General features: G+C 70.1%; 22 protein-coding genes. 9 read left to right on the plus strand and 13 right to left on the minus strand.

All coding sequences use genetic code 11. The features are described 5' to 3' along the window. Positions 1–15 precede the first annotated feature (15 nt). The 3 genes from ACZ3HL_RS34830 (at position 16) to ACZ3HL_RS34840 (ending at position 3,153) form a co-directional block, all read left to right on the plus strand. Positions 16–843 carry a M55 family metallopeptidase gene (locus ACZ3HL_RS34830; protein WP_005150961.1) on the plus strand — a complete coding sequence of 276 codons (828 nt, stop codon included), beginning with the start codon at positions 16–18 and terminating at the stop codon, positions 841–843. Then, positions 836–2,131, plus strand: coding sequence for a M20/M25/M40 family metallo-hydrolase (locus ACZ3HL_RS34835; protein WP_465535553.1), 1,296 nt, complete (start codon positions 836–838; stop codon positions 2,129–2,131). Before ACZ3HL_RS34830 ends, ACZ3HL_RS34835 begins: the two co-directional genes overlap by 8 nt. A gap of 395 nt (positions 2,132–2,526) precedes the next feature. Beyond that, on the plus strand, positions 2,527–3,153 hold the full coding sequence (locus ACZ3HL_RS34840; RefSeq protein ID WP_465535555.1) for a maleylpyruvate isomerase family mycothiol-dependent enzyme: 627 nt from the start codon (positions 2,527–2,529) through the stop codon (positions 3,151–3,153). Positions 3,154–3,169: 16 nt separating this feature from the next. Here the strand turns inward: ACZ3HL_RS34840 and ACZ3HL_RS34845 are convergent, their stop codons facing one another. Continuing rightward, a complete protein-coding gene (locus ACZ3HL_RS34845) occupies positions 3,170–3,772 on the minus strand; it encodes a TetR family transcriptional regulator (RefSeq protein WP_465419344.1) in 603 nt (200 codons plus the stop codon). 66 nt (positions 3,773–3,838) lie between these two features. On the opposite strand from ACZ3HL_RS34845, the gene ACZ3HL_RS34850 reads away from it, so the two are divergent. Beyond that, the gene (locus ACZ3HL_RS34850) at positions 3,839–5,392 is read left to right on the plus strand and encodes an FAD-dependent oxidoreductase (RefSeq protein ID WP_465535557.1); all 1,554 of its coding nucleotides are present in this window, start codon (positions 3,839–3,841) and stop codon (positions 5,390–5,392) included. Between the two features lie 5 nt (positions 5,393–5,397). Here ACZ3HL_RS34850 and ACZ3HL_RS34855 read toward each other — a convergent pair whose 3' ends face one another. Next, on the minus strand, positions 5,398–6,237 hold the full coding sequence (locus ACZ3HL_RS34855; RefSeq protein ID WP_465535558.1) for an oxidoreductase: 840 nt from the start codon (positions 6,235–6,237) through the stop codon (positions 5,398–5,400). A 96-nt stretch (positions 6,238–6,333) separates the two neighbouring features. Here ACZ3HL_RS34855 and ACZ3HL_RS34860 point away from each other — a divergent pair, with 96 nt between their 5' ends. Together ACZ3HL_RS34860 and ACZ3HL_RS34865 are read left to right on the plus strand one after the other, a co-directional pair. Further along, positions 6,334–7,236, plus strand: a complete 903-nt coding sequence (locus tag ACZ3HL_RS34860; RefSeq protein WP_465535559.1) for a LysR family transcriptional regulator — start codon at positions 6,334–6,336, stop codon at positions 7,234–7,236. Between the two features lie 70 nt (positions 7,237–7,306). Further along, positions 7,307–8,380: a GDSL-type esterase/lipase family protein gene (locus ACZ3HL_RS34865; RefSeq protein WP_465419352.1), complete on the plus strand. Its 1,074-nt coding sequence runs from the start codon at positions 7,307–7,309 to the stop codon at positions 8,378–8,380. A gap of 29 nt (positions 8,381–8,409) precedes the next feature. On the opposite strand, the gene ACZ3HL_RS34870 is transcribed toward ACZ3HL_RS34865, so the two are convergent. Genes ACZ3HL_RS34870 through ACZ3HL_RS34895 form a run of 6 tightly spaced genes read right to left on the minus strand, consistent with a single transcriptional unit; the run spans position 8,410 to position 12,396 of the window. Next, a complete protein-coding gene (locus ACZ3HL_RS34870; protein ID WP_005150941.1) occupies positions 8,410–8,709 on the minus strand; it encodes a hypothetical protein in 300 nt (99 codons plus the stop codon). Continuing rightward, positions 8,696–8,923 (minus strand): hypothetical protein, encoded by a 228-nt coding sequence (locus ACZ3HL_RS34875; RefSeq protein WP_061986494.1) that lies wholly within the window; start codon positions 8,921–8,923, stop codon positions 8,696–8,698. Before ACZ3HL_RS34875 ends, ACZ3HL_RS34870 begins: the two co-directional genes overlap by 14 nt. A 45-nt stretch (positions 8,924–8,968) precedes the next feature. Further along, complete coding sequence (locus ACZ3HL_RS34880; protein ID WP_007035424.1) at positions 8,969–9,421, minus strand: Lrp/AsnC family transcriptional regulator; 453 nt, start codon at positions 9,419–9,421, stop codon at positions 8,969–8,971. After that, a complete protein-coding gene (locus ACZ3HL_RS34885) occupies positions 9,418–10,560 on the minus strand; it encodes a M24 family metallopeptidase (RefSeq protein ID WP_465535560.1) in 1,143 nt (380 codons plus the stop codon). The genes ACZ3HL_RS34880 and ACZ3HL_RS34885 overlap by 4 nt, the downstream gene beginning before the upstream one ends. Positions 10,561–10,570: 10 nt before the next feature. Beyond that, positions 10,571–11,821, minus strand: a complete 1,251-nt coding sequence (locus tag ACZ3HL_RS34890) for an MFS transporter (protein ID WP_465535562.1) — start codon at positions 11,819–11,821, stop codon at positions 10,571–10,573. After that, positions 11,818–12,396 carry an ArsR/SmtB family transcription factor gene (locus ACZ3HL_RS34895; protein WP_465535564.1) on the minus strand — a complete coding sequence of 193 codons (579 nt, stop codon included), beginning with the start codon at positions 12,394–12,396 and terminating at the stop codon, positions 11,818–11,820. Before ACZ3HL_RS34895 ends, ACZ3HL_RS34890 begins: the two co-directional genes overlap by 4 nt. 118 nt (positions 12,397–12,514) lie before the next feature. Here ACZ3HL_RS34895 and ACZ3HL_RS34900 point away from each other — a divergent pair, with 118 nt between their 5' ends. The 3 genes from ACZ3HL_RS34900 (at position 12,515) to ACZ3HL_RS34910 (ending at position 15,035) form a co-directional block, all read left to right on the plus strand. Then, positions 12,515–13,051, plus strand: coding sequence for an NADPH-dependent FMN reductase (locus ACZ3HL_RS34900; RefSeq protein ID WP_465419363.1), 537 nt, complete (start codon positions 12,515–12,517; stop codon positions 13,049–13,051). A gap of 74 nt (positions 13,052–13,125) precedes the next feature. Beyond that, on the plus strand, positions 13,126–14,070 hold the full coding sequence (locus tag ACZ3HL_RS34905) for a 5'-3' exonuclease (protein ID WP_465535565.1): 945 nt from the start codon (positions 13,126–13,128) through the stop codon (positions 14,068–14,070). Further along, entirely contained in the window at positions 14,067–15,035 is a 969-nt protein-coding gene (locus ACZ3HL_RS34910) for a pirin family protein (RefSeq protein WP_465535567.1), read from the plus strand. Before ACZ3HL_RS34905 ends, ACZ3HL_RS34910 begins: the two co-directional genes overlap by 4 nt. A gap of 49 nt (positions 15,036–15,084) precedes the next feature. On the opposite strand, the gene ACZ3HL_RS34915 is transcribed toward ACZ3HL_RS34910, so the two are convergent. The 5 genes from ACZ3HL_RS34915 to ACZ3HL_RS34935 form a co-directional block, all read right to left on the minus strand. Further along, complete coding sequence (locus ACZ3HL_RS34915) at positions 15,085–16,305, minus strand: GNAT family N-acetyltransferase (RefSeq protein ID WP_465535569.1); 1,221 nt, start codon at positions 16,303–16,305, stop codon at positions 15,085–15,087. 44 nt (positions 16,306–16,349) lie between these two features. Further along, positions 16,350–16,739 carry a DUF4333 domain-containing protein gene (locus tag ACZ3HL_RS34920; protein WP_465535571.1) on the minus strand — a complete coding sequence of 130 codons (390 nt, stop codon included), beginning with the start codon at positions 16,737–16,739 and terminating at the stop codon, positions 16,350–16,352. Between the two features lie 34 nt (positions 16,740–16,773). Then, positions 16,774–17,973: a GNAT family N-acetyltransferase gene (locus ACZ3HL_RS34925; RefSeq protein ID WP_465535573.1), complete on the minus strand. Its 1,200-nt coding sequence runs from the start codon at positions 17,971–17,973 to the stop codon at positions 16,774–16,776. Between the two features lie 41 nt (positions 17,974–18,014). Then, positions 18,015–18,788 carry a DUF4333 domain-containing protein gene (locus ACZ3HL_RS34930; RefSeq protein ID WP_465535575.1) on the minus strand — a complete coding sequence of 258 codons (774 nt, stop codon included), beginning with the start codon at positions 18,786–18,788 and terminating at the stop codon, positions 18,015–18,017. Between the two features lie 486 nt (positions 18,789–19,274). Next, on the minus strand, positions 19,275–22,052 hold the full coding sequence (locus tag ACZ3HL_RS34935; protein WP_465535576.1) for a DEAD/DEAH box helicase: 2,778 nt from the start codon (positions 22,050–22,052) through the stop codon (positions 19,275–19,277).

Consider the following 22,052-nt stretch of genomic DNA (forward strand, 5'->3'; position numbering starts at 1 on the left):
GTTAGGGTGCCCCGCATGCGCATCATGATCTCGGCGGACATGGAGGGCGCCACCGGCGTCACCTGGACCGAGGACGTCATCCCCGGTACCGAGCAGTGGCAACGATTCCGCCGCCTGTTCACCGGTGACGTCAACGCGACCATCGCGGGCCTGTTCGATTCCGGCGCCACCGACGTGCTGGTCAACGAGGCGCATTCGTCCCAGCGGAACCTCCTCCTCGAAGACCTCGACGGCCGCGCGCGCATGCTCACCGGCAGGCACAAGCCGCTCTCGATGATGCAAGGCATCGACACCGGCGTGGACGGCGTCGTCTTCCTCGGCTACCACGCCGGCGCGGGATTCGACGGCGTCCTGTCCCACACGTACCTGGAGAATCAGATCACCGGGGTGTGGCTCGACGACGTGCCCGCCAGCGAGGGCAGGCTGAACGCCGCGATGGCCGCCGAGTACGGCGTTCCGGTGCTCGTCGTCTCCGGTGACGACAAGGCCTGCGACGACGCCCAGGACTACGCGCCGGAGGCCGAATTGGTCACGGTGAAAGAATGCGTCAGCCGCTACGCCGCGATCTGCCTGCCGCCCGCGAGGACGGCCGAACTGCTGAGCTCGGCGGCGGCGGACGCGATGAACCGGGCGGGCCGGGTCGAGCGGTTCACCACCCCGCACCGGATCGAGGTCGAGTTCGACGCGAGCCACCTCGCGCAGGCCGCGGCGGTGATCCCGACGGTGGAACAGATCGGCGTGCGGCGGGTCGGCTTCGACGCGCCGGACATGACCGAAGCGATGAAGGCGTTCAAGATCGTCACGGCGATCGCGGCCGGGGCGGTGCAGGGTATCTATGGCTGAGTTGGATGTCGTCGAAGTCTGTTCGCGGCTGATCCGGTTCGACACCACGAACCGCGGCGACGGGGACTCCGAAGGTGAGCGCGAGGCCGCCGAGTACGTGGCGTCGCTGCTTTCGGGAATCGGGATCGACTCGAAGATCATCGAGTCCGCGCCCCGCCGCGCGAACGTGATCGCCAGGGTCCCCGGCACCGACCCGACCCTTCCCGCGCTGCTCGTGCAGGGTCATCTCGACGTCGTGCCCGCCGACGCCGCCGACTGGTCGGTGGATCCGTTCTCGGGCGAGGTCCGCGACGGGTTCCTCTGGGGCCGCGGCGCGGTCGACATGAAGGACTTCTGCGCGATGGTGCTCGCCGCCCTCGCCACGGGTGCCCGGCCGCGGCGGGACATCGTCCTGGCGTTCGTGGCCGACGAGGAGGACAAGGGCGAGTACGGGGCGCACTGGCTCGCCGCGGCCCACCGGGACCTGTTCGACGGCTGCGCCGCCGCGATCAGCGAGTCGGGCGGGTACACCTACCACGTCCCCGCCGCCGACGGCCGGACCGTGCGGCTCTATCCGGTCGCCACGGCCGAACGCGGCACGGCACACCTGCGCCTGACCGCCAAGGGCCGCGCGGGACACGGATCGCGCCCCAACGACGAGAACGCGGTCACCCGGCTGGTCACCGCGCTCGGCAAGATCGCCGCGCACCGCTGGCCGGTCCAGCTGACCCCGACGGTGCGAGCGTTCCTGGAACGCACGGGGGAAGCACTCGGCGTCGCGGTCGATCTGTCCGATGTGGACGGAACGATCGCGCGGCTCGGGCCCGCCGGGGCGCTGGTGGTGCCGACCGTCCGCAACAGCACCACGCCGACCATGCTCGACGCCGGCTACAAGGTGAACGTGATCCCGACTTCGGCAGAGGCCCAGGTGGACGTCCGTGTCCTCCCCGGCGCGGAACCGGAACTGCTCGCCGAGCTCGACGCGATGCTCGGCGAGGGCGTCAGCCGCGAGTTCGTCGCACATCAGCCGCCGGTCCAGGCTCCGGTGGATTCGCCGTGGTTCGACGGCATGGCGGACGCGCTGCGCTCGGAGGATCCCGAAGCCGTCGTCGTGCCGTATTGCATGGGCGGCGGCACGGACGCGAAAGCGTTCAGCCCACTCGGGATCGACTGCTACGGCTTCGCGCCGTTGTGGCTGCCGGAAGGCTTCCCGTACCGCGCGATGGCCCACGGTGTGGACGAGCGCGTCCCGGTGGAGGGCCTGCGGTTCGGTACCCGGGTGCTGCGGCACTTCCTGGAGAACTGCTGAGGCACCGCGGCATCCTCGGTTGCCGGAGCGCGAGTGGCGGTTTCGCGTGATTGGATGGACGACACGCGTGTTCAGGCGGACGACTCTCGGCGGCTCCTCGCTGCGCCGCGTGTCGTCCATCCAATCACGCATGTCGTCCGCCGGATCACAACTGCGAGCGGGGCGGTCTCGCGTCTATGAAGGATTGGGGACGTTGAGTGTCCCCAATCCTTCATAGACGACCTCGATGCCAGCGGGTGCCCTCCTGAGCAGCCAGGCCAAGATCACCCAGCGGAACGCGCGCAACGGCGAACTCGCGGGCGACGTCGCCTGATCCTGGTATGTCGAGCGGAACAAGGACGCGAACTACTACGTTTGCGAGTGGCTCGACCACGCATGATCACAGGAGGCCGCCGATGAACACGGTCGCGCGACTCGCCAGGGACGAACGGGCGGACTTCGCCGCCTTCCTGCGAACGCTGTCCCCCGGACACTGGGACGCGCCGACGTTGTGTTCGGAGTGGACGGTTCGCCAGGTGGTCGCCCACGTCGTCGATTACGACGCCCAGCGCTTCCGCGATCTGGTCGGCCAGGCCGTCCGCGGTGGGCTGCGGCTGAACCGGATGAACGCGCTCGGGGTCGCGCGAAGTCCGGACCGGACACCGGAGGAGCTGATCGCCAGGTTCGAGGAACACCTCGAACCGCGCGGTCTGACCTCGGCGTTCGGCGGACGGGTGGCGTTGCTCGACGGGCTGCTTCACCACCAGGACATCCGGCGCCCCCTCGGGTTTCCCCGCGAGGTGCCGCCGGAAAGGCTGCGTCATGCCCTGGCGTTCGCCCGCTACGCACCGCCGGTCAAGGCGGGTAAGCGCGCACGCGGACTCCGGCTCGTCGCCACGGACCTGGACTGGTCGGCCGGTTCCGGACCGGAAGTGCGTGGTCCCGGCGAGGCGGTCCTGCTGTCGATCGCCGGCCGGGACGTTGCGCTGAAGGAACTTTCCGGTCCCGGCGTTGCGATCCTCGCGTCCAGGATGGACGGTTAAGCCCGCTCTAGGGGCCTCACAAGGCCTTGGTCAGCGCGCCGAAGGCCGTGTTCAACCGCTCGCAGTGGGCTGCGGCGACCTCCGTGAGATCGTCCCCGTCGAGGCGTCGCCGCGTCGTGGCCACGGCGACGGTGCGGTACGCGGCGACGATCAGCGCGGCGGCCAGCTCACCGTCACCCGAAAACCGACTGTCGCTTTCGAGCTCATCGGCCACCTCGGCCTCGATCTCGTGCTCGAACTCGCGCAGCCGCGAAATGAGCGCCCGCGACCCGGCGACGGTGCGCGCGAGCGGCTCACCCGCCTCGCTCAGCCCTGACAACGGGTGCCGCTCCTCCGCGAGGGCGAGGGTCGTCCGCCGGAACGCCTCGACGACACTCACGCCGTCCGGCCGGTCCCGGATCGTCGCCCGCGCGATACCGACGGCGTCGGGCAGCCGATCGAGCGCGAGGTCCTCCTTGCGCTCGAAATGCGAAAACACCGTCACCTTCGAAACACCCGCGGCGGCGGCGACCTCGGCGACCGTGACGGCGTCGAAGCCGCGCTCCACGAACAGTCCCGTCGCGACCTCGGCGATATGCGCCCGCGTCTTCGAACCGCCCCGATCTCCTCGCTTCGCCATGTGACAAGCCTACCTTTACTCGGTAACCTTACCGAGTAAGTTTACTGAGTAAAGGTAGGAGTCATCGTGAACCAAACCGACGTGATCGTGGTCGGCGCGGGCCCCACCGGCCTGTTCCTCGCGAGCGAACTGGCCTTGCGAGGAGTGCGGGTGACCGTGCTGGAGCGGCTCGAGGAACCGGATCCGACGATCAAGTCCGGTTCGATCAACGTCGCCAGTGCCGAGCTCCTGGACCGGCGCGGTCTGTTGCCCGCCGCGGAGGAGGTACAGCGCCGTCGCCTCGCCGAAGCCGGCGCCTTCACCGGCGGCCGCTCGAACCGGACCGTGCGTGAGCTGACCGACGCCGCGGGCAGGACTTCCCGGCGGTTCGCGGTCCTGGGGCATTTCGCCGGGATCATGTTCCGGAACGACCTCGTCGACCAGGACGATCCGGTGCTGGCGGCGCATACCGCCGTGGCCAACGGGATCCTGGTGCCCCAGCACGATCTCGAACTGCTGCTCGGCGAGCACTGCGTCAAGCTGGGCGTCGAGATCCGGCGCGGTGTCGAGGTGCGGGGTCTGCGCGGCATCGGCGCGGACGCCGACGTGGTCGTCGAAACCAGCGCGGGTGACTTCACCACCGGGTGGGTCGTGGCCGCCGACGGCGGACGGAGCGTCATCCGAAAGCGGCTCGGCGTCGACTTCGCGGGTACCGGCCCCGAGCTGGTGGGTTATCAGGCCATCGCGGAGTTCGAAGACGCGAGCGAACTGCGCCGCGGCTGGAACTGGACGCCTCGTGGCATCTACACCTACGGACCGATGCCGGGACGCGTCCTCGTCGCCAGGTTCGCGCCCCAGCCCGAAGACAAGAACGCTCCCGTCACCGTCGAAGAGCTGCAGAGCGCGGTGCGCGACGTCACCGGCATCCCGGTCACGATCACCGGACTGCGTGGCCGGGCGACCCGATGGTCGGACAACGCGCGCCAGGCGCGGGCCTACCGGCACGGCAGGGTGTTCCTCGCCGGCGACGCCGCGCACGTGCACTCACCGTTCAGCGCACAGGGCCTCAACCTCGGCCTCGGCGACGCCGTCAACCTTGGCTGGAAACTCGCCGCGACCATCCAGGGGCACGCGCCGTCGGGACTGCTCGACACCTACCACTCCGAACGGCACCCGATCGGCGCGTGGGTCCTGGACTGGACGCGGGCTCAGGTCGCGCTGATGCGGGGCGACGAACGGACCGCTCAGCTGCGGAAGGTCGTCGGCGACGAACTGTTCGCCGTTCCCGGTGCGATCAATCGCATGGTCGCGCTCTCCTCGGGGATCCTTCAGCGGTACGACGTCGCCGACGACACCACCGCCCCGGTCGGCTCGATCGCCGGGGATGTCGAATTCACGTCCGGAACCCGGCTCGCCGACCACGCGCACGACGGTCGATTCGTGCTCGTGGACCGCTCGGCCGATGGCCGATACACCGACGCCGTAACCGGGAGGGAGGAGCGGGTCGTCCACGTGGCGGATCCCGATGCTTCGCAGCCGAGCCTCTTCGTGCGCCCGGACGGGATCATCGCCTGGGCCGACGCCTCCACCGACCACCCGCGGAAGTTGCTCGACACCGCGGTGCGGCGCTGGGTCGGCTGACTCGCTCAGCGCGCGGTGGAGCGGCTCAAGGACTCCCAAGCGGCCAGCTCCGCCGCCCTGGCCTCGTGTACGGCTCGCAACCCGTCGACAGCGTCGTCGCCGAGCGCGAGCCGGAGCGGCGGGGCGTCGCTCTCGAGCACGTTCAAGATCGCTGCCGCGGCCTTCGCCGGGTCCCCGGGTTGCGAGCCGTCCATTCTCTCGACGAAATCCCGGATCGCGCCGGTCGATTCGCGATAGGCGTCGAGCACGCGTGAGCGTTGCAACCGGCTGCCACCGAATTCGGTCCGGAACGCGCCGGGTTCCACGATCAGCACCTTCACGCCGAACGGCGCGACCTCGGCGGCCAGCGACTCCGACATCGCCTCCAAAGCGAACTTCGCCGAACAGTAGGCCCCGAAGCCGGGCGGGCTCTGCTGCCCGCCCATGGAGCTCATCTGCACGATGGCGCCACTCCCCTGTTCGCGCAGGTGGGGCAGGACGGCCTTCGTCACCTCGACGGCACCGAAGAACATCACGTCCATCAGGGATCGCAGGTCGGGCATGGTCAGTTCTTCGACCGCTCCGACCGAACCGTGCCCGGCGTTGTTGACCACGACGTCGATCCGGCCGAACTCGGCGAGGGTCTCCCGCACGGCGGCTTCGACCTGCGCCGGGTCGGTGACGTCGAGCGCCGCGGTGCGCACCCGGCCCTGGCCGAGTTCTTCCAGGTCGGCCACCGTCTCCGGACGGCGTGCCGTGGCCATCACGCGGTCACCGGCGTCGAGCGCGGCCAGGACGAGGTGCCTGCCGAACCCGGACGAGCAGCCGGTGATCAGCCAGACGCGGCCCTCGGTTTCCTTCGTCATTCCTGTTTCCTCCAGTGAAGTTCCTGGCATTCATCGTGCGGAGACCGCGTCCGGGCCGCCAACACCGGTTTCCTGACGCGGCTACAGTCAGAGCCTGTGACCCCCGAGTTACGGCAGTTGCGCTATTTCGTCGCCGTCGCCGAGGACGCGAGCTTCACCAAGGCCGCGCGGCGCCTGCACATCGCCCAGCAGTCCCTCTCGCAGCAGATCACCGTGCTGGAACGGCTGCTCGGCGCGAAGCTGCTGCAGCGCGACACCCGCGGGACCCGGCTCACCGAAGTCGGTTCGCTGTTCCTGCCGGAAGCCCGCGCCGTCCTGGCGCGCACCGACGAGGCGTTGTCGACGCTGAGCCGGGCGGTCCGCGGCGAAATCGGCGCACTGCACCTCGGTTTCCTCACCACCACGGCCAACTACCTGCTCCCGCCGGTGGTACGCGCGATCCGCGAGCGGCTTCCCGACCTCGCCCTCAACACGGACGACACCCAGATCGCGGCTCTCGTCGGCGGGCTCACCGGCGGGCGCTACGACCTGATCTTCACCCGGCCCCCGCTGGTCGACGGGTTCGAGACCCGCACCCTGATCACGGAGGAGGTCTGCGCCGTCCTGCCGGAAGGACACCGCCTCGCGGCCGCGACCGAACTGAAGCTCGCGGATCTGGCCGACGAGCCCTGGGTGCTCACACCGCGAAGTTCGTGGGAGCCCTGGCATCGCCGCTATGACACCGAATTCGCGGCGGCGGGCTTCACCCCGCGCGTGGTCCAGCGGGCGGCGTCCGTCCAGGGCCTGCTCGGTCTGGTCGCCGCCGGCGTCGGGGTCACGAGACTGACCCGGTCTTCACACAGCCTGCGCCGGAGCGGCGTGGTGTTCGTGCCGCTGGTGGGCGACACCGCCCGGACGGTGGTGGCCTGGTCGCCGGAGAACGACAAGCCGGCACTGCCCGGGGTGCTCGACATCGTGACGGAACTGGCCGCCGGAACGGATCTGACGAAGGCCGGCTGACCGGGCATCGCGACCGTCACACCGCCATGCTCACCCTCTTGGGCCACGGGGTCCGTAGAATCCGGTGACGATGCGACGTTTCCGGTGGTGGTGGGGTGCTCTGGCGCTCTCGTTCGTGGTGGTTCTCGTCGGGTTCATTGCCTTTACCGGGTCGGAAAGCCGCCCAGGGCAACCGTCCCCGCGCCAAGGCCCACCGGGGACGGGGCCGCTGACGGTCGTCTCCATCGGCGACAGCACCGTGTCCGGTGAGGGGGCGGGCGACTACACGCCCACGACCAACGGGCAGGGCGGCAACTGGTGCCACCGCTCCCCCAACGCGTTCGTCGAGCAGCTCAAGATCCCCGACGTCACCGCGCGCGTGAACCTCGCGTGTTCGGGGGCGCCCTCGGAACAGGTCGCCCTCGGCGAAGCCAAGCAGTGGACCGAGCCGTCACAGGCCCAGCAGCTCGCGAACCTGATCAAGGACCATCGGGTCGCGGCGGTGGTGATCGCGATCGGCGCCAACGACGAGCCGAAGTTCTCCGCTCAGGTCAACGAATGCTTCAAGGCCTGGTTCTCCCCGCAGAACCCGCCCTGCAGCGCGGCTCTCCGCACCACGTGGAAGTCCAAAGTGGACGCCATGGTGCCGAAGGTGACCAACGCCGTCGCCGACGTGAAGAAGGTGCTGGCGCAGGCCGGTTACGTCCCGGCCGACTATCAGCTCGTGCTCATGTCGTACGCCTCGCCTGTCGGCCCGCAGATCCCGGAGGCCCTGCGCAGCCTCAACGGCTGCCCGTTCCGCACCGAGGACCTGGAGTGGATGCGCCGCGACGGCGTGTCCGTCCTGTCGGACGGGCTGAAGCAGGCGTCGAAGGCGACCAGCGCGCGGTTCCTGGACCTCTCGCGGGCGGGCGCCGGGCACGAGGCGTGCAGCAGCGACCCGGCGAACGAGTGGTTCAGCAGGCTGACGCTGCAGCTGCGTGACCTCGGCCAGGTGGACCGCGCGAGCCACGCGCTGCAGGAGTCGTTCCACCCCAACGCGAACGGCCACGCGCAGATCGCGAACTGCCTCAACGAGTTCCTCGCCGCGCGGGTGGGCAACGCGTCGTGCCTCTCCGGCCCCGACGGCAAACTGCACGCGGCGCCCGAGGTGATCGCGCGCTAGAGCCGGGATCCGTGCCAGCGCCCTAGACGCTAGAGATCGAGAGCGGCGCGCAACGCGATGTCGATCCGCTCCTGGACCTCTTGGTCGATCTCGGCGATCTTCTCGTCGAACCACGGCCGGTAGAGGCGCGTGAGGTTCAGCGTGGAGACCCAGTACCGCGCGTCGACGGCGACGCCCAGGATGTCCTGCGGATCACGGTCCAGCAGTTCGGTGCCGAGCAGCCACGGCCGCTCGGATTCGTTCACCCCGTCCGAGGACAGCAGGACGACGGTGCGCTGCCGTGCCGGTTCGGTCGGGGGGTGGTACGTCCAGACTTCACCCCTGTGCACGCAGATCCTTCTCCGCGGCGGTCAGCTCGGCCTCGTCCGATTCGGCGGACGGTTCGACCGGGGTGCGCTGCGGGGTGTATCCGGTGCGGACGGCCTCCCTGCGGGCCGCTTTGGACAACCACGACGAGACCGAGATCCCGTGTGCCTTCGCGGCCCGCTCGGCGAACTCGAGCGCACCACTGTCGAGTGAGAGAGTGACCTTACGTGTTGCCATACCTTTTATCGTACCAGCGTCGCGCAAGCCCACCCCTTTCTCGTTTCACAGGGTGGGCGAGCGGCCTTCGAACGGCGTCGACAGCACCACCGTGGTCCGGGTCGAGACCTTGGCGGACTCCCGGATCCGGCGGAGCAGGTCCTCCAGGCCGAGCGGCGACGCCACCCGGACCAGGAGGATGTACGACTCGTCCCCGGCGACCGAGTAGCAGGACTCGATCTCCTTGATGTGCTCGAGACGCTGCGGGTAGTCGTCCGGCGCGGCCGGATCGTTCGGCGTCAGCGAGATCAGCGCCGTGAGCGGCAGCCCGATCTGCTCGCCGTCGAGCCGCGCGGTGTACCCGAGGATGACCCCGCGCTGCTCCAGGCGGCGCACCCGCTGGTGCACCGCCGATACCGAAAGCCCGACCCGCTCCGCCAGATCGGTGAAACTGCGCCGCCCGTCGGCGGCCAGTTCACCCACGATGGCCTGATCCAGCGGCTCCAGGGAACCGGTCATGCGTCGAGCACGATCAGGTCGTGCGGGCGCTGGTTGACCGACTCGACGCCGTCCTCGGTGACCACGACGATGTCCTCGATGCGGGCGCCCCAGCGGCCGGGCTGGTAGATGCCGGGCTCGATGCTGAAGGCCATGCCCGGTTCGAGCGGCAGCGCGTTGCCCTTGATGATGTAGGGCTCCTCGTGCACGTCGAGGCCGATGCCGTGGCCGGTGCGGTGGATGAAGTACTCGCCGTACCCCGCCTCGGCGATGATGTCGCGCGCGGCGGCGTCGATCGACTCGGCGGTGACGCCCGGACGGACGGCGTCGACGGCGGCCTTCTGAGCGCGCTGCAGGACGGCGTAGGTCTCGGCGACGTCGGCGTCCCGCGGCTCGCCGACGGCGTACATCCGGGTGGAGTCGGAGTTGTAGCCCTCGGCGATCGGGCCGCCGATGTCGACCACGACGACGTCGCCGCGCTCGATGACCCGGTCGGAGACGTCGTGGTGCGGGCTGGCTCCGTTCGGGCCCGAGCCGACGATCACGAAGTCCGCGTGGGTGTGGCCCTCTTCGACGATGGCGGCGGTGATGTCCGCGCCGACCTCGGCCTCGGTGCGACCGGGGCGCAGCCATTCGTGCACACGGGCGTGCACACGGTCGATGGCGGCACCCGCGTCGCGCAGCGCCTGGATCTCGGCGGCGTCCTTGCGCATCCGCAGCTCGCGCACGATCGGCCCGGCGAGCGTCTGCTCCGCGTCGCCGAGCGCGCCGCGGAAGGCGAGCACGTGCAGCGCCGGGGTGAAGTCGCTGACCGCCACGCGGCCTGGCTTGCCCAGCCGGTCGGCGACCAGTTCGTAGGCGTTGTCACCGTCGACCCAGGTGACGATCTCGATGCCGAGTTCGTCGGCGGGGACGTCGGCGTAGCCGGGCGCCTCCAGTTTCGGCAGCACCAGCGCCGGGACGCCCTCGGCCGGGATCACCAGCGTGGTCAGCCGCTCGAAGGAGCCCCCGGCCTGGCCGATGAGGTAGCGCAGGTCCGAGCCGGGTGCGATCAGCAGGGCGTCGGTGCCGGCGGCGGCCGCGGCGGCGCGGGCCCGGTCGAGGCGGGCGCGGAGACTGGCGGCGTCGGGGGCTGGGTTGTGAAGGGAACGGCGCGACATGATGGCGAGCCTAGTCGGTCCGCGCCCCTCGGCTCGCCGGCCGGTCACCCCCGATCGGGGCGGGATCGTCGAGTCCGCGCCACACCCGGAAGATCGCCGGGAAGGTGCCGGCGATCAGGTACAGACCGCCGAACACGGCGAGCGCGCCGACGAGGCCGATCCCGTCCAGCAGCAACCCGGCCGCCATCGAGCCGAGCGGCATCGCGGCGAGCACCCCGCCCACGAGAAGGCTGAGCACCCGGCCGCGGACGGCTTCGGGGACCCGTTCGTAGACCGCCGGGAGCACGATCGGATTCAGCGCGCCCGCCCCGATCCCGGCGATCACGAGCCCGGCGAGCAGGACCGGCGGCGCGGGTTCCAGCGCGAGCAAGGCGAAACGCGGAGCGCCTTCGATCGCGACGGCGACGAGGATCGCCGTCCGCCGGGAGAACCGGTGGCCGATCCAGCCGTAGATCGCCGAGCCGAGCAGGGCACCCGCCGCGACCGCGGTGATCATCGCGCCGATGAGCGCGGTGCTGTGCAGGACCTGGTGCCCGTACGCCGGGTACAGGACGCCGAGCAGTCCGAAGTCGAGGCTGTTGGTGAGCATCAGCATGCCGACCACCGCGCGCAGTACCGCGTCGCGTTTGACGTACCCGAGCCCTTCGCGCAGTTGCTTGAGGTATCCGCCCGATGGCGGCCTCGGCGGCCCGGCCGCGGCCGGGATCAGCGCGAACACCAGTGCCGAGGAGAGCAACAGCGCGCCCGCGTCGACGAACAGCACGGGTATCGGGCCGATCAACGCGATCAGCGCGCCGGCAGCGGGCCCGCCGGCCATCCGGCCGGTTCTCATCGCCGCTTCGACGGCACTCGCCGCCCGGCTCACGCCGACACCGCCGAGTTCCGCGACGCCGGGAAGCAGCACCTGCTTCGCCGTGTCGGCGGGCCCCCGGGAAACACCCATCACGAACGACAGCGCGATCAGACCGGGCAGGCTGAGCCCCGTCGTGCCCATCGCGATCGGGATCAGCAGCACGGTGACGGTGGTCAGCAGGTCCGCACCGACGCTCGCCCGGCGGGTGCCGACGCGGTCCACGATCGGCCCGCCCAGCAGCGCCGCGACCATCAGGCCCAGCACCTCGGCCGCGGTGACGAGACCGGTCTTGGTACCGCTGCCCGTGCTCTGCAGCACGAACCAGGGGATCGCGAGCAACGTCATCATCACCCCGGCCGAGGAGATCCCCGAAGCCACGACCAGAGCCCCCAGTGGCGTCCGGCTCATGGCGTCTCCGGCCGGGACTTCCGCGGGAAGGCCGCCCAGTGCACGCGGACCTGGGTGTCGCCGTCCTTCTCCGGACGGCGGTAGCGGGCGATCACGTCGAGGATCTCGTCGCTCAGCGCGGCGGCCTCGTCCGGTGTCAGCGAGAGCGGCGAGTCGTGGAAGCTGACCTTGTCGATCCACTCGTCGGCCCAGTCCCGCACTTCGGCGACGAATTGCGCTTCGGCGGCGTAGCGCCGCTCGATCATCGTGTGGGCGTACGCGTTGAACGGACCGGCGAGGTCGGGATCGTCGATGAAGTCCCGGGCGCGCATCTGGTCCCCCTCGTGCACGGCCTTCCACCACCGGTCGCGCCTGCTGCCGCGCTCGGTGTCTTCCGTGATGAGCCCGGATTCGGCCAGCTGACGCAGATGCCAGCTCGTGGTCCCGGAGCTCTCCCCCACCCGTTTCGCCAGCCCGGACGCCGTCGCCGGGCCGTCCTCCCGCAGCAACTCCAGGATCTTGACGCGCAGTGGATGCGACAGCGCCCGCAGAATGCGGCCGTCGACCCGCGCGAGATACCTCTCGCCCTTCCCCATGGCTTCGACCCTACAATCGCAGAGAGTTCTTTGCAAAGAGTTCTCTGCGATTGGACCCAGATATTCGGCGGTTCTGGAGTTTGACTTCAAGTTAAGTGCAGGTTTTACGGTCATGCTCATGACAACGAACCCGACTTACCAACTCGCCGTCGTGATCAGCAGCGTCCGCGAGGGCCGCTTCGCCCCCGTCGTCGCGAACTGGTTCCTCGATCGTGCCAAACAGCGCGACGACGTCACCCTGTCCGTCATCGACCTGGCCGAAAGTCCCGGTGATCTCTCCCCCGGTGTCGCCGCCGCGGACGCCGTCGTCGTGATCGTCCCGGAGTACAACCACAGTTACCCCGGTCCGCTCAAGACCGCGCTCGACGCCACCGGCCCCGAATGGCACGGGAAACCGGTCGCGTTCGTCTCCTATGGCGGGATCTCCGGCGGCCTGCGCGCGGTCGAGCACCTGCGCCCGGTCTTCGCCGAACTCCACGCCGCCACGATCCGGGAGACCGTCAGCTTCCCCTACGCCTGGAACCACTTCGGCCCGGACGGGGTGCACGACGACTTCGAAGGCGCCTCCGCCGCGGCCACCACGCTGCTGAATCAGCTGAACTGGTGGGCCAACGCCCTCCGCGACGCGCGCCGGGTGCGCCCTTACGCGGCCTGACGTGTCCGTGGAGGACCCGGCTGGGGGTCGGGTCCTTCACGGACATCCGGGGCGGGACGTGGCAGGCTGTCCGCGTGACCGGACCACTCGCTCTCCTCGACTCCGCGAGCCTCTACTTCCGCTCGTTCTACGCGCTGCCCGATTCGATGACCGCCCCCGACGGGACACCGGTCAACGCGGTGCGCGGGTTCACCGACACCATCGCGCGGATCCTCGTCGACCGGCGGCCGTCCCGGCTCGTGGCGTGCCTCGACGCGGACTGGCGGCCGAAGTTCCGCACCGACCTGCTGCCCAGCTACAAGGCGCACCGGGTGGCCGAAGAAGTCCCGGAAGGCGGCGACATCGAAGAGGTGCCGGACGCCCTGACGCCGCAGGTGCCGATCATCCTCGAACTGCTGGAGGCCTTCGGGATCGCGACGGCCGAGGCGGCCGGGTACGAGGCCGACGACGTCATCGGCGCGCTCGCGATCCGCGAGCAGGTATCGCCCGTCGAGGTCATCACCGGCGACCGTGACCTGTTCCAGCTGGTCCGCCATGAACCGACGTCCACGGTGGTCATCTACGTCGGCAAGGGCTGGAACAAGGCCGAGGTCCTCGGCCCGGAGGAGATCGCGGAGAAGTACGGGATCCCGGCCGGGAACGCCGGCCCCGGCTACGCCGACATGGCGGCGCTGCGCGGAGACCCGTCGGACGGGCTGCCCGGCGTCGCCGGGATCGGCGAGAAGACGGCGGCGAAGCTGATCACCCAGTTCGGTTCGCTGCAGGAGCTGATCGAGGCGTCGAACGCCGGTGACTCTCGGGTGCCGCTCAAGACCCGGCTCCGGCTCACCGACGCCGCCGACTATCTCGCGGTCGCCCCGACCGTCGGGCGGGTCGCCGCCGACGCGCCGGTCGAACAGTCCCGTCCGGACGTCGTCCCGGCCGAGCCCGCCGACCCGGACAAGGTCGCGGAACTCGCGGAGCGCTGGAATCTCGGCCGTTCGGTGGAGCGTCTGCTGGCCGCGCTCCCGAAGTCATGAGCAACACCGAGGCCGACCCGGCCGAGCTGCTGTGCTCCGAACGGCCGGGCGAGGGCGTCACGGTGCTGACCCCACGCGACGTCCCGCTCGGCGGTCCACGTGCGATCCGGGTCCGGCGGACACTCCCGCAACGCCGGCGGTCCCTGATCGGCGCCTGGTGTTTCGCCGACCACTACGGCCCGCAGGACGTTTCGGAGTCCGGTGGGATGGACGTCGCACCGCATCCGCACACCGGATTGCAGACCGCGAGCTGGCTGTTCAGCGGCGAGATCGAGCACCGCGACAGCATCGGAACCAGTGCCATGGTGCGGCCCGGCGAGCTCAACCTGATGACCGCCGGGCACGGCATCGCGCATTCGGAAGTGTCCACACCGGACACCGCGGTCCTGCACGGTGTCCAGCTCTGGATCGCGCTGCCGGACGAACATCGAGACACCGCACGGGACTTCCGGCACTACGCGCCGCCACTGCTCGACCTGCCCGGCGCGACCGCCCGGGTCTTTCTCGGGAGTCTCGCCGGGACGACGTCGCCGGTCCCGGCCTTCACTCCCCTGCTGGGCGCCGAACTCACCGTGGAGGCCGGGGCGACCTTGGCGCTCGACGTCGACCCGGCCTTCGAACACGGTCTCCTGCAGGACATCGGCTCCGTCACCGTGGCCGGAGTGGCGCTGGGAACGGGGGAACTCGCCTACCTCGCGCCCGGCGCCGGTCGGCTCGAACTGACGAATTCCGGCGGCGAACCGGCTCGGGTGCTCCTGCTCGGCGGAACGCCGTTCACCGAGGAACTCGTCATGTGGTGGAACTTCGTGGGCCGGAGCCATGAGGAAATCGCCGAGTACCGCGAGGCGTGGCAGGCCCAGGCGGACCGATTCGGTCAGGTGGAGGGCTATCAGGGCACCACGGCGTGGCTGCCCGCACCCACGCTGCCGCAGGTGCGGATCAAACCTCGCCGCAATCCCTCGTGAGTGGTAAGGACGGTTAGAACCGTCCTTACCACTCACGAGCCGGAGTGAACTAGAAGAACGTCCCGCACCACGGCGTGCGCGCGGTGTGGAACAGCGCGTCGGCACGGGTGACCGCTGCCTCGTCGAGCACCTCGACCCGGCCGGACAAGGCCAGATCACCGAACAGGCCGTGGCCGAGGTACAGCGACGAAAGGGTGGCGACGTCCAGCCGCAGATCCGCCTCGGCGGTCGTGCGTTCCACGCCGTCCGGGCCGACGACGTAACGACCGTCGTTGCCCGGAAGCTGCTTGTCGCGCACTTCGAGCACCACGGACTCGGCGGCGCCGTACGAACGTGCCCGCAGCGCCGCGAGGACGTCGACGAGGCGCAGCCACAGGTCGTCGATGATCTCGGTGGTGTTCACCGCACGCGGGTCCGTGAGCAGTTCGGCGAGCGGCTCGTCCAGCGGGCGGCCCCGGCCGGCGACGGCCGAGACCAGGTCGATGGACAGCAGGAAGCGCCACAGGCCCGCCCAGGCTTGGGGCGTGGCGGCGTGGAGTTCCCGGATGTCGAGGAGCGCGCCCCGCTCCGGCGCCTGCCGGTCGCGAGTGTCGATGGTCTGGTAGACCACGAAACCGTCATCCCCGTCCGGTCCACTGTGGACGGCCACGCGATACCCGTCGTCTCCGGTGACCACTCGCTCGAAGAACCCGGGCCACCAGTTGGCAGGCCGCGAGACGAAACCCGGCCGCGTTCCCTCGAAGCGGCTGTACAACACCGGAACGCGCTCGACGGCTTCGGCCGGGGTGACGAACCTGACGACGCCTTCCCGGCCGACGCCGTCGCGCAGCCGGGCGCGCGGGCGTTCGACGGAAACGCCTCGGCAGAAAGTGGCCGCTCCATAACCGAAGCGACCGTAGATCACCGCTTCCGAAGCATGCAGCGCGGCGAGCGGGACACCGCGCGCAGCGAGATCTTCCAGCTGTGCGGCCATCATCGAGGTGAGGATCCCGCGGCGGGTCCAGTCGGCGCGGACCCCGACACCGTCGACGGCGGCCGTGACGAGCTTCTGTCCACCCGGGACGGTCAGCTCGACCTCGAAGGAACTGGCGATGCCCACCGGGCTGCCGTGGTCGTCGAACGCGGCGAATTTTCCGGCGGCGGGCCAGGACGGGGCCATCTTCGCCCAGACCTCGTCCGAAGCGGGCTTGCCGTGCAAGGACTCCGCCAGGACTCCGAGACAAGCCCTCTGTTCGCCTTCGGCCACGGCACGCACATGGAATTCGCTCATACCGCCGATCCTGCCGCCCGGGCGGGGCGAACCCAACCCGTTTTTCAGGCGGGCGCGCCGACTTCGTAGCGGCCGTCGTCCCCGGTGACGGTGATCGTCACGGTCTTGCCCTCTCCGCCGATCTGGACTGTGCAGGTGAACGTGCTGCCATCCTTGACCGTCTGGTTCGCCGGGCAGAGCACGTCGCCTACTTCTCTCACCTGATAGGTCTCGGTCAGGATCTTCCGCACGTCCGCCTGCATGGTCCGCGGGTCGAAGACTCTGCCCGGAGCGGCGGAGGACGACCCGCCCGACGTCCCGGGCGAAGCGCTCGTCGTCGGCGGGACCGTGACGGTCTTCGTCGCCGGTGCGGGCGCCGGGGTGTCCGAACACGCCGCCAGCGTCGCGAAAGCGGCACAACACAGACCGACCGTCGCGACGGCTCGCCTGCTCAAGCTTCTCCACCCCCACCGGTGTGATCATCCAACGTCAGAAGAAGGTACCGCACCAGGGATCGACCCGCGTGCCGAACAGCAGGTCCGCGCGTTCCAGTGCGGCCGCGCCGGTGGCACGGACGCGGCCGGCGGCGGCGAGATCCGACGGGCGCCAGCCGCCGAGGTACACCATCGACAGGGTGTCGGCGTGCAGTTCGAGATCCGCCGGGTCGGTGGTGCGGACGGCGCCGTCCCCGGAGAGGCGGTAGCGGCCGGAGTTGTGGTCCAGGAAGGGATCCGTGACCTCGATGACGACCGGCTCGCCCAGGTACGTGCGCGCGTCGAGCATCCTCGCGACGTCGACCAGCCGGAGCCAGCCTTCGTCCTGGATCTTCTGCACGGTCACGTGCCGCGGGTCGGTGAACAGCAACTCGACCGGCTCGTCGAGCGGCCGCTTCTCGGCGGCGATGCGGTCGACCAGGTCCACGGACACCAGGTAGCGCCACAAACCCGCGAACGCGTCAGGACTCGCGTAGTGGAAGGACTGGATCTTCAGGGTCGCCTGAGAGCCGAAATTCGCCCTCTCGACGGTGTAGGTGACGTAGCCGTCGACCCCGTCCTGACCACGGTGCACCGCGGTCGTGGCCGGGGTGGTCGCCCTGCGCAGTTCCCGTTCGTAGCCCGGCCACAGATGCGGGCTCCGCGCGATCATCCCCGGCCGGGTGCGTGGAAGCGCGTCGAAGAGCGAAGGCCATTGCTCGACGGTACTTTCCAGATCCAGCAAGGAGATCTCACCGCCTGCGGGCGCTTCGGGCCGGAAGCGGGCACGGTGCCTGTCGACCTCGATCGACTTCGCCCGCACGGCGACGCCGTACCCGAACCTGCCGTAGATGGCGCCTTCGGACGCGTGCAGCATCGCCGCGGGAACGCCTCGGGCGGCGAAATCCTCGAACTGAGCGCGCATCAAGCCGGTCAGCACGCCGCGGCGGGTCCGGTCGGCGCGGACGCCCACCAGGCTGACCGCGGCGAGCGGCGTGGTGCCGCCGCCGGGCAGCGTCACCTCCGAATCGAAGGACCGGAGGGTGCCGATCAGCTCCTGGTCGAACGCGCCGAACCCGCGATCCGGCTGCATCGACGGCGCGATGGCCGACCATTCCTCGTCGGTCATCTCCTTGGCGTGCAAGGCGCGCCGGAACAAGTCGGTCGCGGCCCGTTCCTCGTCGGACCGCAGCCGCCGCACTGAGAAGTCGCTCATGACCCGATCATGCAGGATCGACCGCGTCCGGCGCCCGCCGTTTATTTGGTGGCGGGCGGCGAGACCTCGTAGTTGCCGGTGTCACCCTTCACGGTGATCGGCACCTCCTGCGGCTTGCCCTCGATCGTGGCGGTGCAGGTGAACTTCACGCCGTCCTTGACCTCCTGGCCGGAGGGGCAGGTGACCGCGCTGATCTCCTTGATCCCGTAGGTCTCGGTGAGCAACTTCTGCACGTCGGTCTGCATCTGCGTGTTGTTGAACACCTGGGTGTTGAACCAGCCCGGCGTGACGAAGCCGAGGATGCCGACCGCGGCGATGATCACCACGAGCGCGCCGATCCCGATGAACAGGCCCTTCTTGGACTTCGGCTTGTCCTGTGCCTCGCCCTGGGTGCCCGGGAACTGGCTCTGGCCGTAGTCGTACTGGCCGGGCTGCTGGCCGTACTGCGGCTGCTGCTGCGGGCCGCTCTGCGGGTAACCGGGCTGCTGCTGGGGCCCGCTCTGCGGATACCCCGGCTGCTGGCCGTACTGCGGTTGCTGGCCCCACTGCGGCTGCTGTTGCTGCGTCTGCGACGGGTCCTGCTGCTGCGGGTATCCCGGCTGCTGCTGGGACGGGTCGTACGGCGCTGGCTGCTGGCCCCACTGCGGCTGTTGCTGCTGGGTCTGCGACGGGTCGTACTGCGGCTGCTGACCCCACTGCGGTTGCTGCTGCGGGCCGCTCGGCGGTTGAGCGCCGCCCGGCTGTTGCCCGTAGCCCGGCTGCTGCCCCCATTGGGGCTGCTGCTGCGGGTCGTTGCCGCCATACGGCGTGCTCATCGTTCGCCTCCGCCTGTTCCGCCATCGTCACCGGCCGACCTGCATGGCCGTCGTGGGCGATCCAACCACAGGTCGGCGCCCCTGCCCACTGTTCCCGGCCGGTGTCGGGCAACTCGCCGCGACCGTGCTCACACCGGCGGCAGGGTACTCCGCCGGTCAGCCCAACGCCTCGTGAGTGGTAAGGACGGTTCTAACCGTCCTTACCACTCACGAGACCCAACCGGCGATGTCACGTGACCGACCGGACGACACGCGTGATCCGGCGGACGACACGCGTGACTGGACGGACGACACGACCGCGCCGCGTGTCGTCCGTCTGATCACGCGTGTCGTCCATCCAGGCACGTGTGTCGTCCGTTCAGTCACACGAAACCGTCACGCCCACTACCGGCCCGAGCCATGGTCGTCTCGCCGGTCCAGTCTCCTCGTGGGCCCAAGGCGTCGGGTGCCTTCAGCCACCACCAGACCAGGAAGTCACGAGGGCGGTCACGCGCCGCCGGCCGCCACGACTCCGCGCCGCAAGGCCTTCACCGCGTCCGAGGCCGCCGCTCCGACCGGATCCGCCTTCCCGAGGACGTCGCGGATCTGGTCCAGCAGGTCGATGACCTGCCGCGACCACCGCACGAAGTCACCGGCCGACAGCTCCTGCCCGTTCGCCTCGGCGGCGGTGAGGACCTTCTCCAGCGACTCGCCGCGCGCCCATCGGTAGACGGGCCAGGCGAAACCGGCGTCGGGTTCGCGGGTCCGGTCCAGTTTGTGGCGCCGCTCGTCCTCGGTGAGCTCCATCCACAGCCGCGTGGTCGCCTGCCACGCGTCGAGCACCTTGCCCGCGGGCAGGCGCGGCTCGCCCGCGGTGTCCCGGCGTGCCTCGAAGACCAGCGTCGAGACGACGGCGGCGAGCTCGGCGGGCGCCAGGCCCTTCCAGACGCCGTGCCGGATGCACTCCGCGGCGAGCAGATCGGACTCGCTGTAGAGCCGGGTGAGCCGCTTGCCGTGTTCGGTGACGCGATCCTCGCCGTCACCCTTCGACTCGGGGCCGAGGTACCCGCGCTCGCCGAGCAGCCGCAGGATGCGGTCGAAGGCGCGCGCGAGCGAGTGCGTGGTCGCGGCGACCTTGCGTTCCAGCTGCTCGGTCTCGGCCGTGAGCCGTTGGTACCGCTCGACCCAGCGCAGGTTCGCCTCGCGTTCGGCGAGGCCGTGGCACGGATGCGCGCGCAGCGCCCGCCGCAGCGCGGCCAGCTCACCGTCCTCGTTGGCCCCGGCGCGCCGCTTTTGCCTGCCGGGCAAGGAGATTCCCGCGTTGCGCAGGCTCGAAGCGATGTCCCGCCGGGTCTTGGGCGAGCGCAGCTCGATGTGCTTCGGCAGCTTGATGTTCCCCAGCGCCTCGACCGGCGAAGGGAAGTCGGAGACCGAGAGCGGCCCGGACCAGCGGTCCTCGGTGACCACCACGGGCCGCGGTTCCCGGATCGGGTCGAGCCCCGGGTCGACGACGACCGCCAGCCCGGCGCGCCGCCCGGCGGGCACGGCGATGACGTCTCCCTTGCGGAGCTTCTCCAGCGATTCGGCGGTTCCCGCACGGCGGGCGGAGGTGTTCTGCCGGGAGAGCGCCTTCTCCCGGGCGGAGATCTTCGCCCGCAGCTCGACGTACTCCAGCATCTGGTCGAAATCGCCGGTGATGGCCGAGGTGTAGCCCCGCAGGGCCTCCTTGTTCCGCTCGATCCGCCGCGCCGTCCCGACCACCGACCGGTCGGCCTGGAACTGCGCGAACGACTGTTCCAGCAGGTCACGGGCCTCTTCCGCGCCGACCTGGGCGACCAGGTTCACCGCCATGTTGTACCCGGGCCGGAAGGACGACCGCAGCGGATACGTCCTGGTCGAGGCCAGACCGCCGACCTGCTTCGGGTCGATCCCCGGCTGCCAGGCGACGACCGCGTGGCCTTCGACGTCGATGCCGCGCCGACCGGCCCGCCCGGTGAGCTGCGTGTACTCCCCCGGTGTCAGGTCGACGTGCGCCTCGCCGTTGTACTTCACCAGCCGCTCGAGCACGACGGTGCGCGCGGGCATGTTGATGCCGAGCGCGAGTGTCTCGGTGGCGAAGACGACCTTCACCAGGCCCTGGACGAACAGCTCTTCGACGGTCTCCTTGAACGCCGGGAGCAGCCCGGCGTGGTGCCCGGCGATACCGCGTTCGAGCGCCTCACGCCATTCCCAGAAACCGAGGACGCCGAGGTCGCCTTCGGGGAGGTCCTTGGTCCGCTCGGCGACGATGCGGCGGACCTTCTCCACCTCTTCGGGACCGTTGAGCCGGAGGCCCGAGCGGACGCACTGGCCGACGGCGGCGTCGCAACCGGCGCGGGAGAAGATGAACACGATGGCGGGGAGCAGGCCGGCGTTATCCAGCCGCTCGACCGTGTCGGTGCGGGACGGCGGCCGGTACCGCGGCATCCGCGACGGCACCCCTCGCCGCCCTCTCGGCCCGCGCAACCCGGCCGGGGCGAAACGTCCGCCGATCTCCTCGGTGCGGCGAAGCAGGCTGGGGTTGATCCGCAATTCGGCGCCGGGCGCGTGTTCCTCCTGGCCGGCGAACAGGTCCATCAGCCGGTTCCCGACCAGCATGTGCTGCCACAGCGGCACGGGACGGTGCTCGTCGACGACGACGGTGGTGTCGCCGCGGACCTCGACGAGCCATTCGCCGAACTCCTCGGCGTTGCTCACCGTGGCCGACAGGCCGACGACCCGGACGTGTTCGGGCAGGTGGAGGATGACCTCTTCCCAGACGGCGCCGCGGAACCGGTCGGCGAGGTAGTGGACCTCGTCCATCACCACGTACGCGAGCTCGCCGATGGTCGAGGACCCGGCGTACAGCATGTTGCGGAGGACCTCGGTGGTCATCACCACGACCTGCGCGTTGCCGTTGATCGAGGTGTCGCCGGTCAGCAGGCCGACGGCGTCGGGCCCGTAGCGGCCGACGAGGTCGGCGTACTTCTGGTTCGACAACGCCTTGATGGGCGTCGTGTAGAAGCATTTCCGGCCCTCGGCGAGGGCGAGGTGCACCGCGAACTCGCCGACCACGGTCTTCCCGGCGCCGGTGGGCGCGCAGACGAGCACGCCGTGACCGTCTTCGAGCGCCTCGCAACCGCGGACCTGGAAGTCGTCGAATTCGAACGACGATTCCGCCGCGAAGCGGGTCAGCTGGGGGTATCGAGCGCGGCGCTGGGAGGCCGTGTAGGCCTCGGCCGGGGTCTGAGAAGGGCTATTGACCAC

The organism is Amycolatopsis sp. NPDC000009 (assembly GCF_055563465.1).

What these genes read in the sequence shown, in the direction of transcription:
- ACZ3HL_RS34830 (WP_005150961.1), top strand. Translation starts at nt 16, where the DNA reads ATGCGCATCATGATCTCGGCGGACATGGAGGGCGCCACCGGCGTCACC.
- ACZ3HL_RS34835 (WP_465535553.1), top strand. Translation starts at nt 836, where the DNA reads ATGGCTGAGTTGGATGTCGTCGAAGTCTGTTCGCGGCTGATCCGGTTC.
- ACZ3HL_RS34840 (WP_465535555.1), top strand. Translation starts at nt 2,527, where the DNA reads ATGAACACGGTCGCGCGACTCGCCAGGGACGAACGGGCGGACTTCGCC.
- ACZ3HL_RS34845 (WP_465419344.1), bottom strand. Translation starts at nt 3,772, where the DNA reads ATGGCGAAGCGAGGAGATCGGGGCGGTTCGAAGACGCGGGCGCATATC.
- ACZ3HL_RS34855 (WP_465535558.1), bottom strand. Translation starts at nt 6,237, where the DNA reads ATGACGAAGGAAACCGAGGGCCGCGTCTGGCTGATCACCGGCTGCTCG.
- ACZ3HL_RS34865 (WP_465419352.1), top strand. Translation starts at nt 7,307, where the DNA reads ATGCGACGTTTCCGGTGGTGGTGGGGTGCTCTGGCGCTCTCGTTCGTG.
- ACZ3HL_RS34875 (WP_061986494.1), bottom strand. Translation starts at nt 8,923, where the DNA reads ATGGCAACACGTAAGGTCACTCTCTCACTCGACAGTGGTGCGCTCGAG.
- ACZ3HL_RS34880 (WP_007035424.1), bottom strand. Translation starts at nt 9,421, where the DNA reads ATGACCGGTTCCCTGGAGCCGCTGGATCAGGCCATCGTGGGTGAACTG.
- ACZ3HL_RS34885 (WP_465535560.1), bottom strand. Translation starts at nt 10,560, where the DNA reads ATGTCGCGCCGTTCCCTTCACAACCCAGCCCCCGACGCCGCCAGTCTC.
- ACZ3HL_RS34890 (WP_465535562.1), bottom strand. Translation starts at nt 11,821, where the DNA reads ATGAGCCGGACGCCACTGGGGGCTCTGGTCGTGGCTTCGGGGATCTCC.
- ACZ3HL_RS34895 (WP_465535564.1), bottom strand. Translation starts at nt 12,396, where the DNA reads ATGGGGAAGGGCGAGAGGTATCTCGCGCGGGTCGACGGCCGCATTCTG.
- ACZ3HL_RS34900 (WP_465419363.1), top strand. Translation starts at nt 12,515, where the DNA reads ATGACAACGAACCCGACTTACCAACTCGCCGTCGTGATCAGCAGCGTC.
- ACZ3HL_RS34910 (WP_465535567.1), top strand. Translation starts at nt 14,067, where the DNA reads ATGAGCAACACCGAGGCCGACCCGGCCGAGCTGCTGTGCTCCGAACGG.
- ACZ3HL_RS34915 (WP_465535569.1), bottom strand. Translation starts at nt 16,305, where the DNA reads ATGAGCGAATTCCATGTGCGTGCCGTGGCCGAAGGCGAACAGAGGGCT.
- ACZ3HL_RS34925 (WP_465535573.1), bottom strand. Translation starts at nt 17,973, where the DNA reads ATGAGCGACTTCTCAGTGCGGCGGCTGCGGTCCGACGAGGAACGGGCC.
- ACZ3HL_RS34930 (WP_465535575.1), bottom strand. Translation starts at nt 18,788, where the DNA reads ATGAGCACGCCGTATGGCGGCAACGACCCGCAGCAGCAGCCCCAATGG.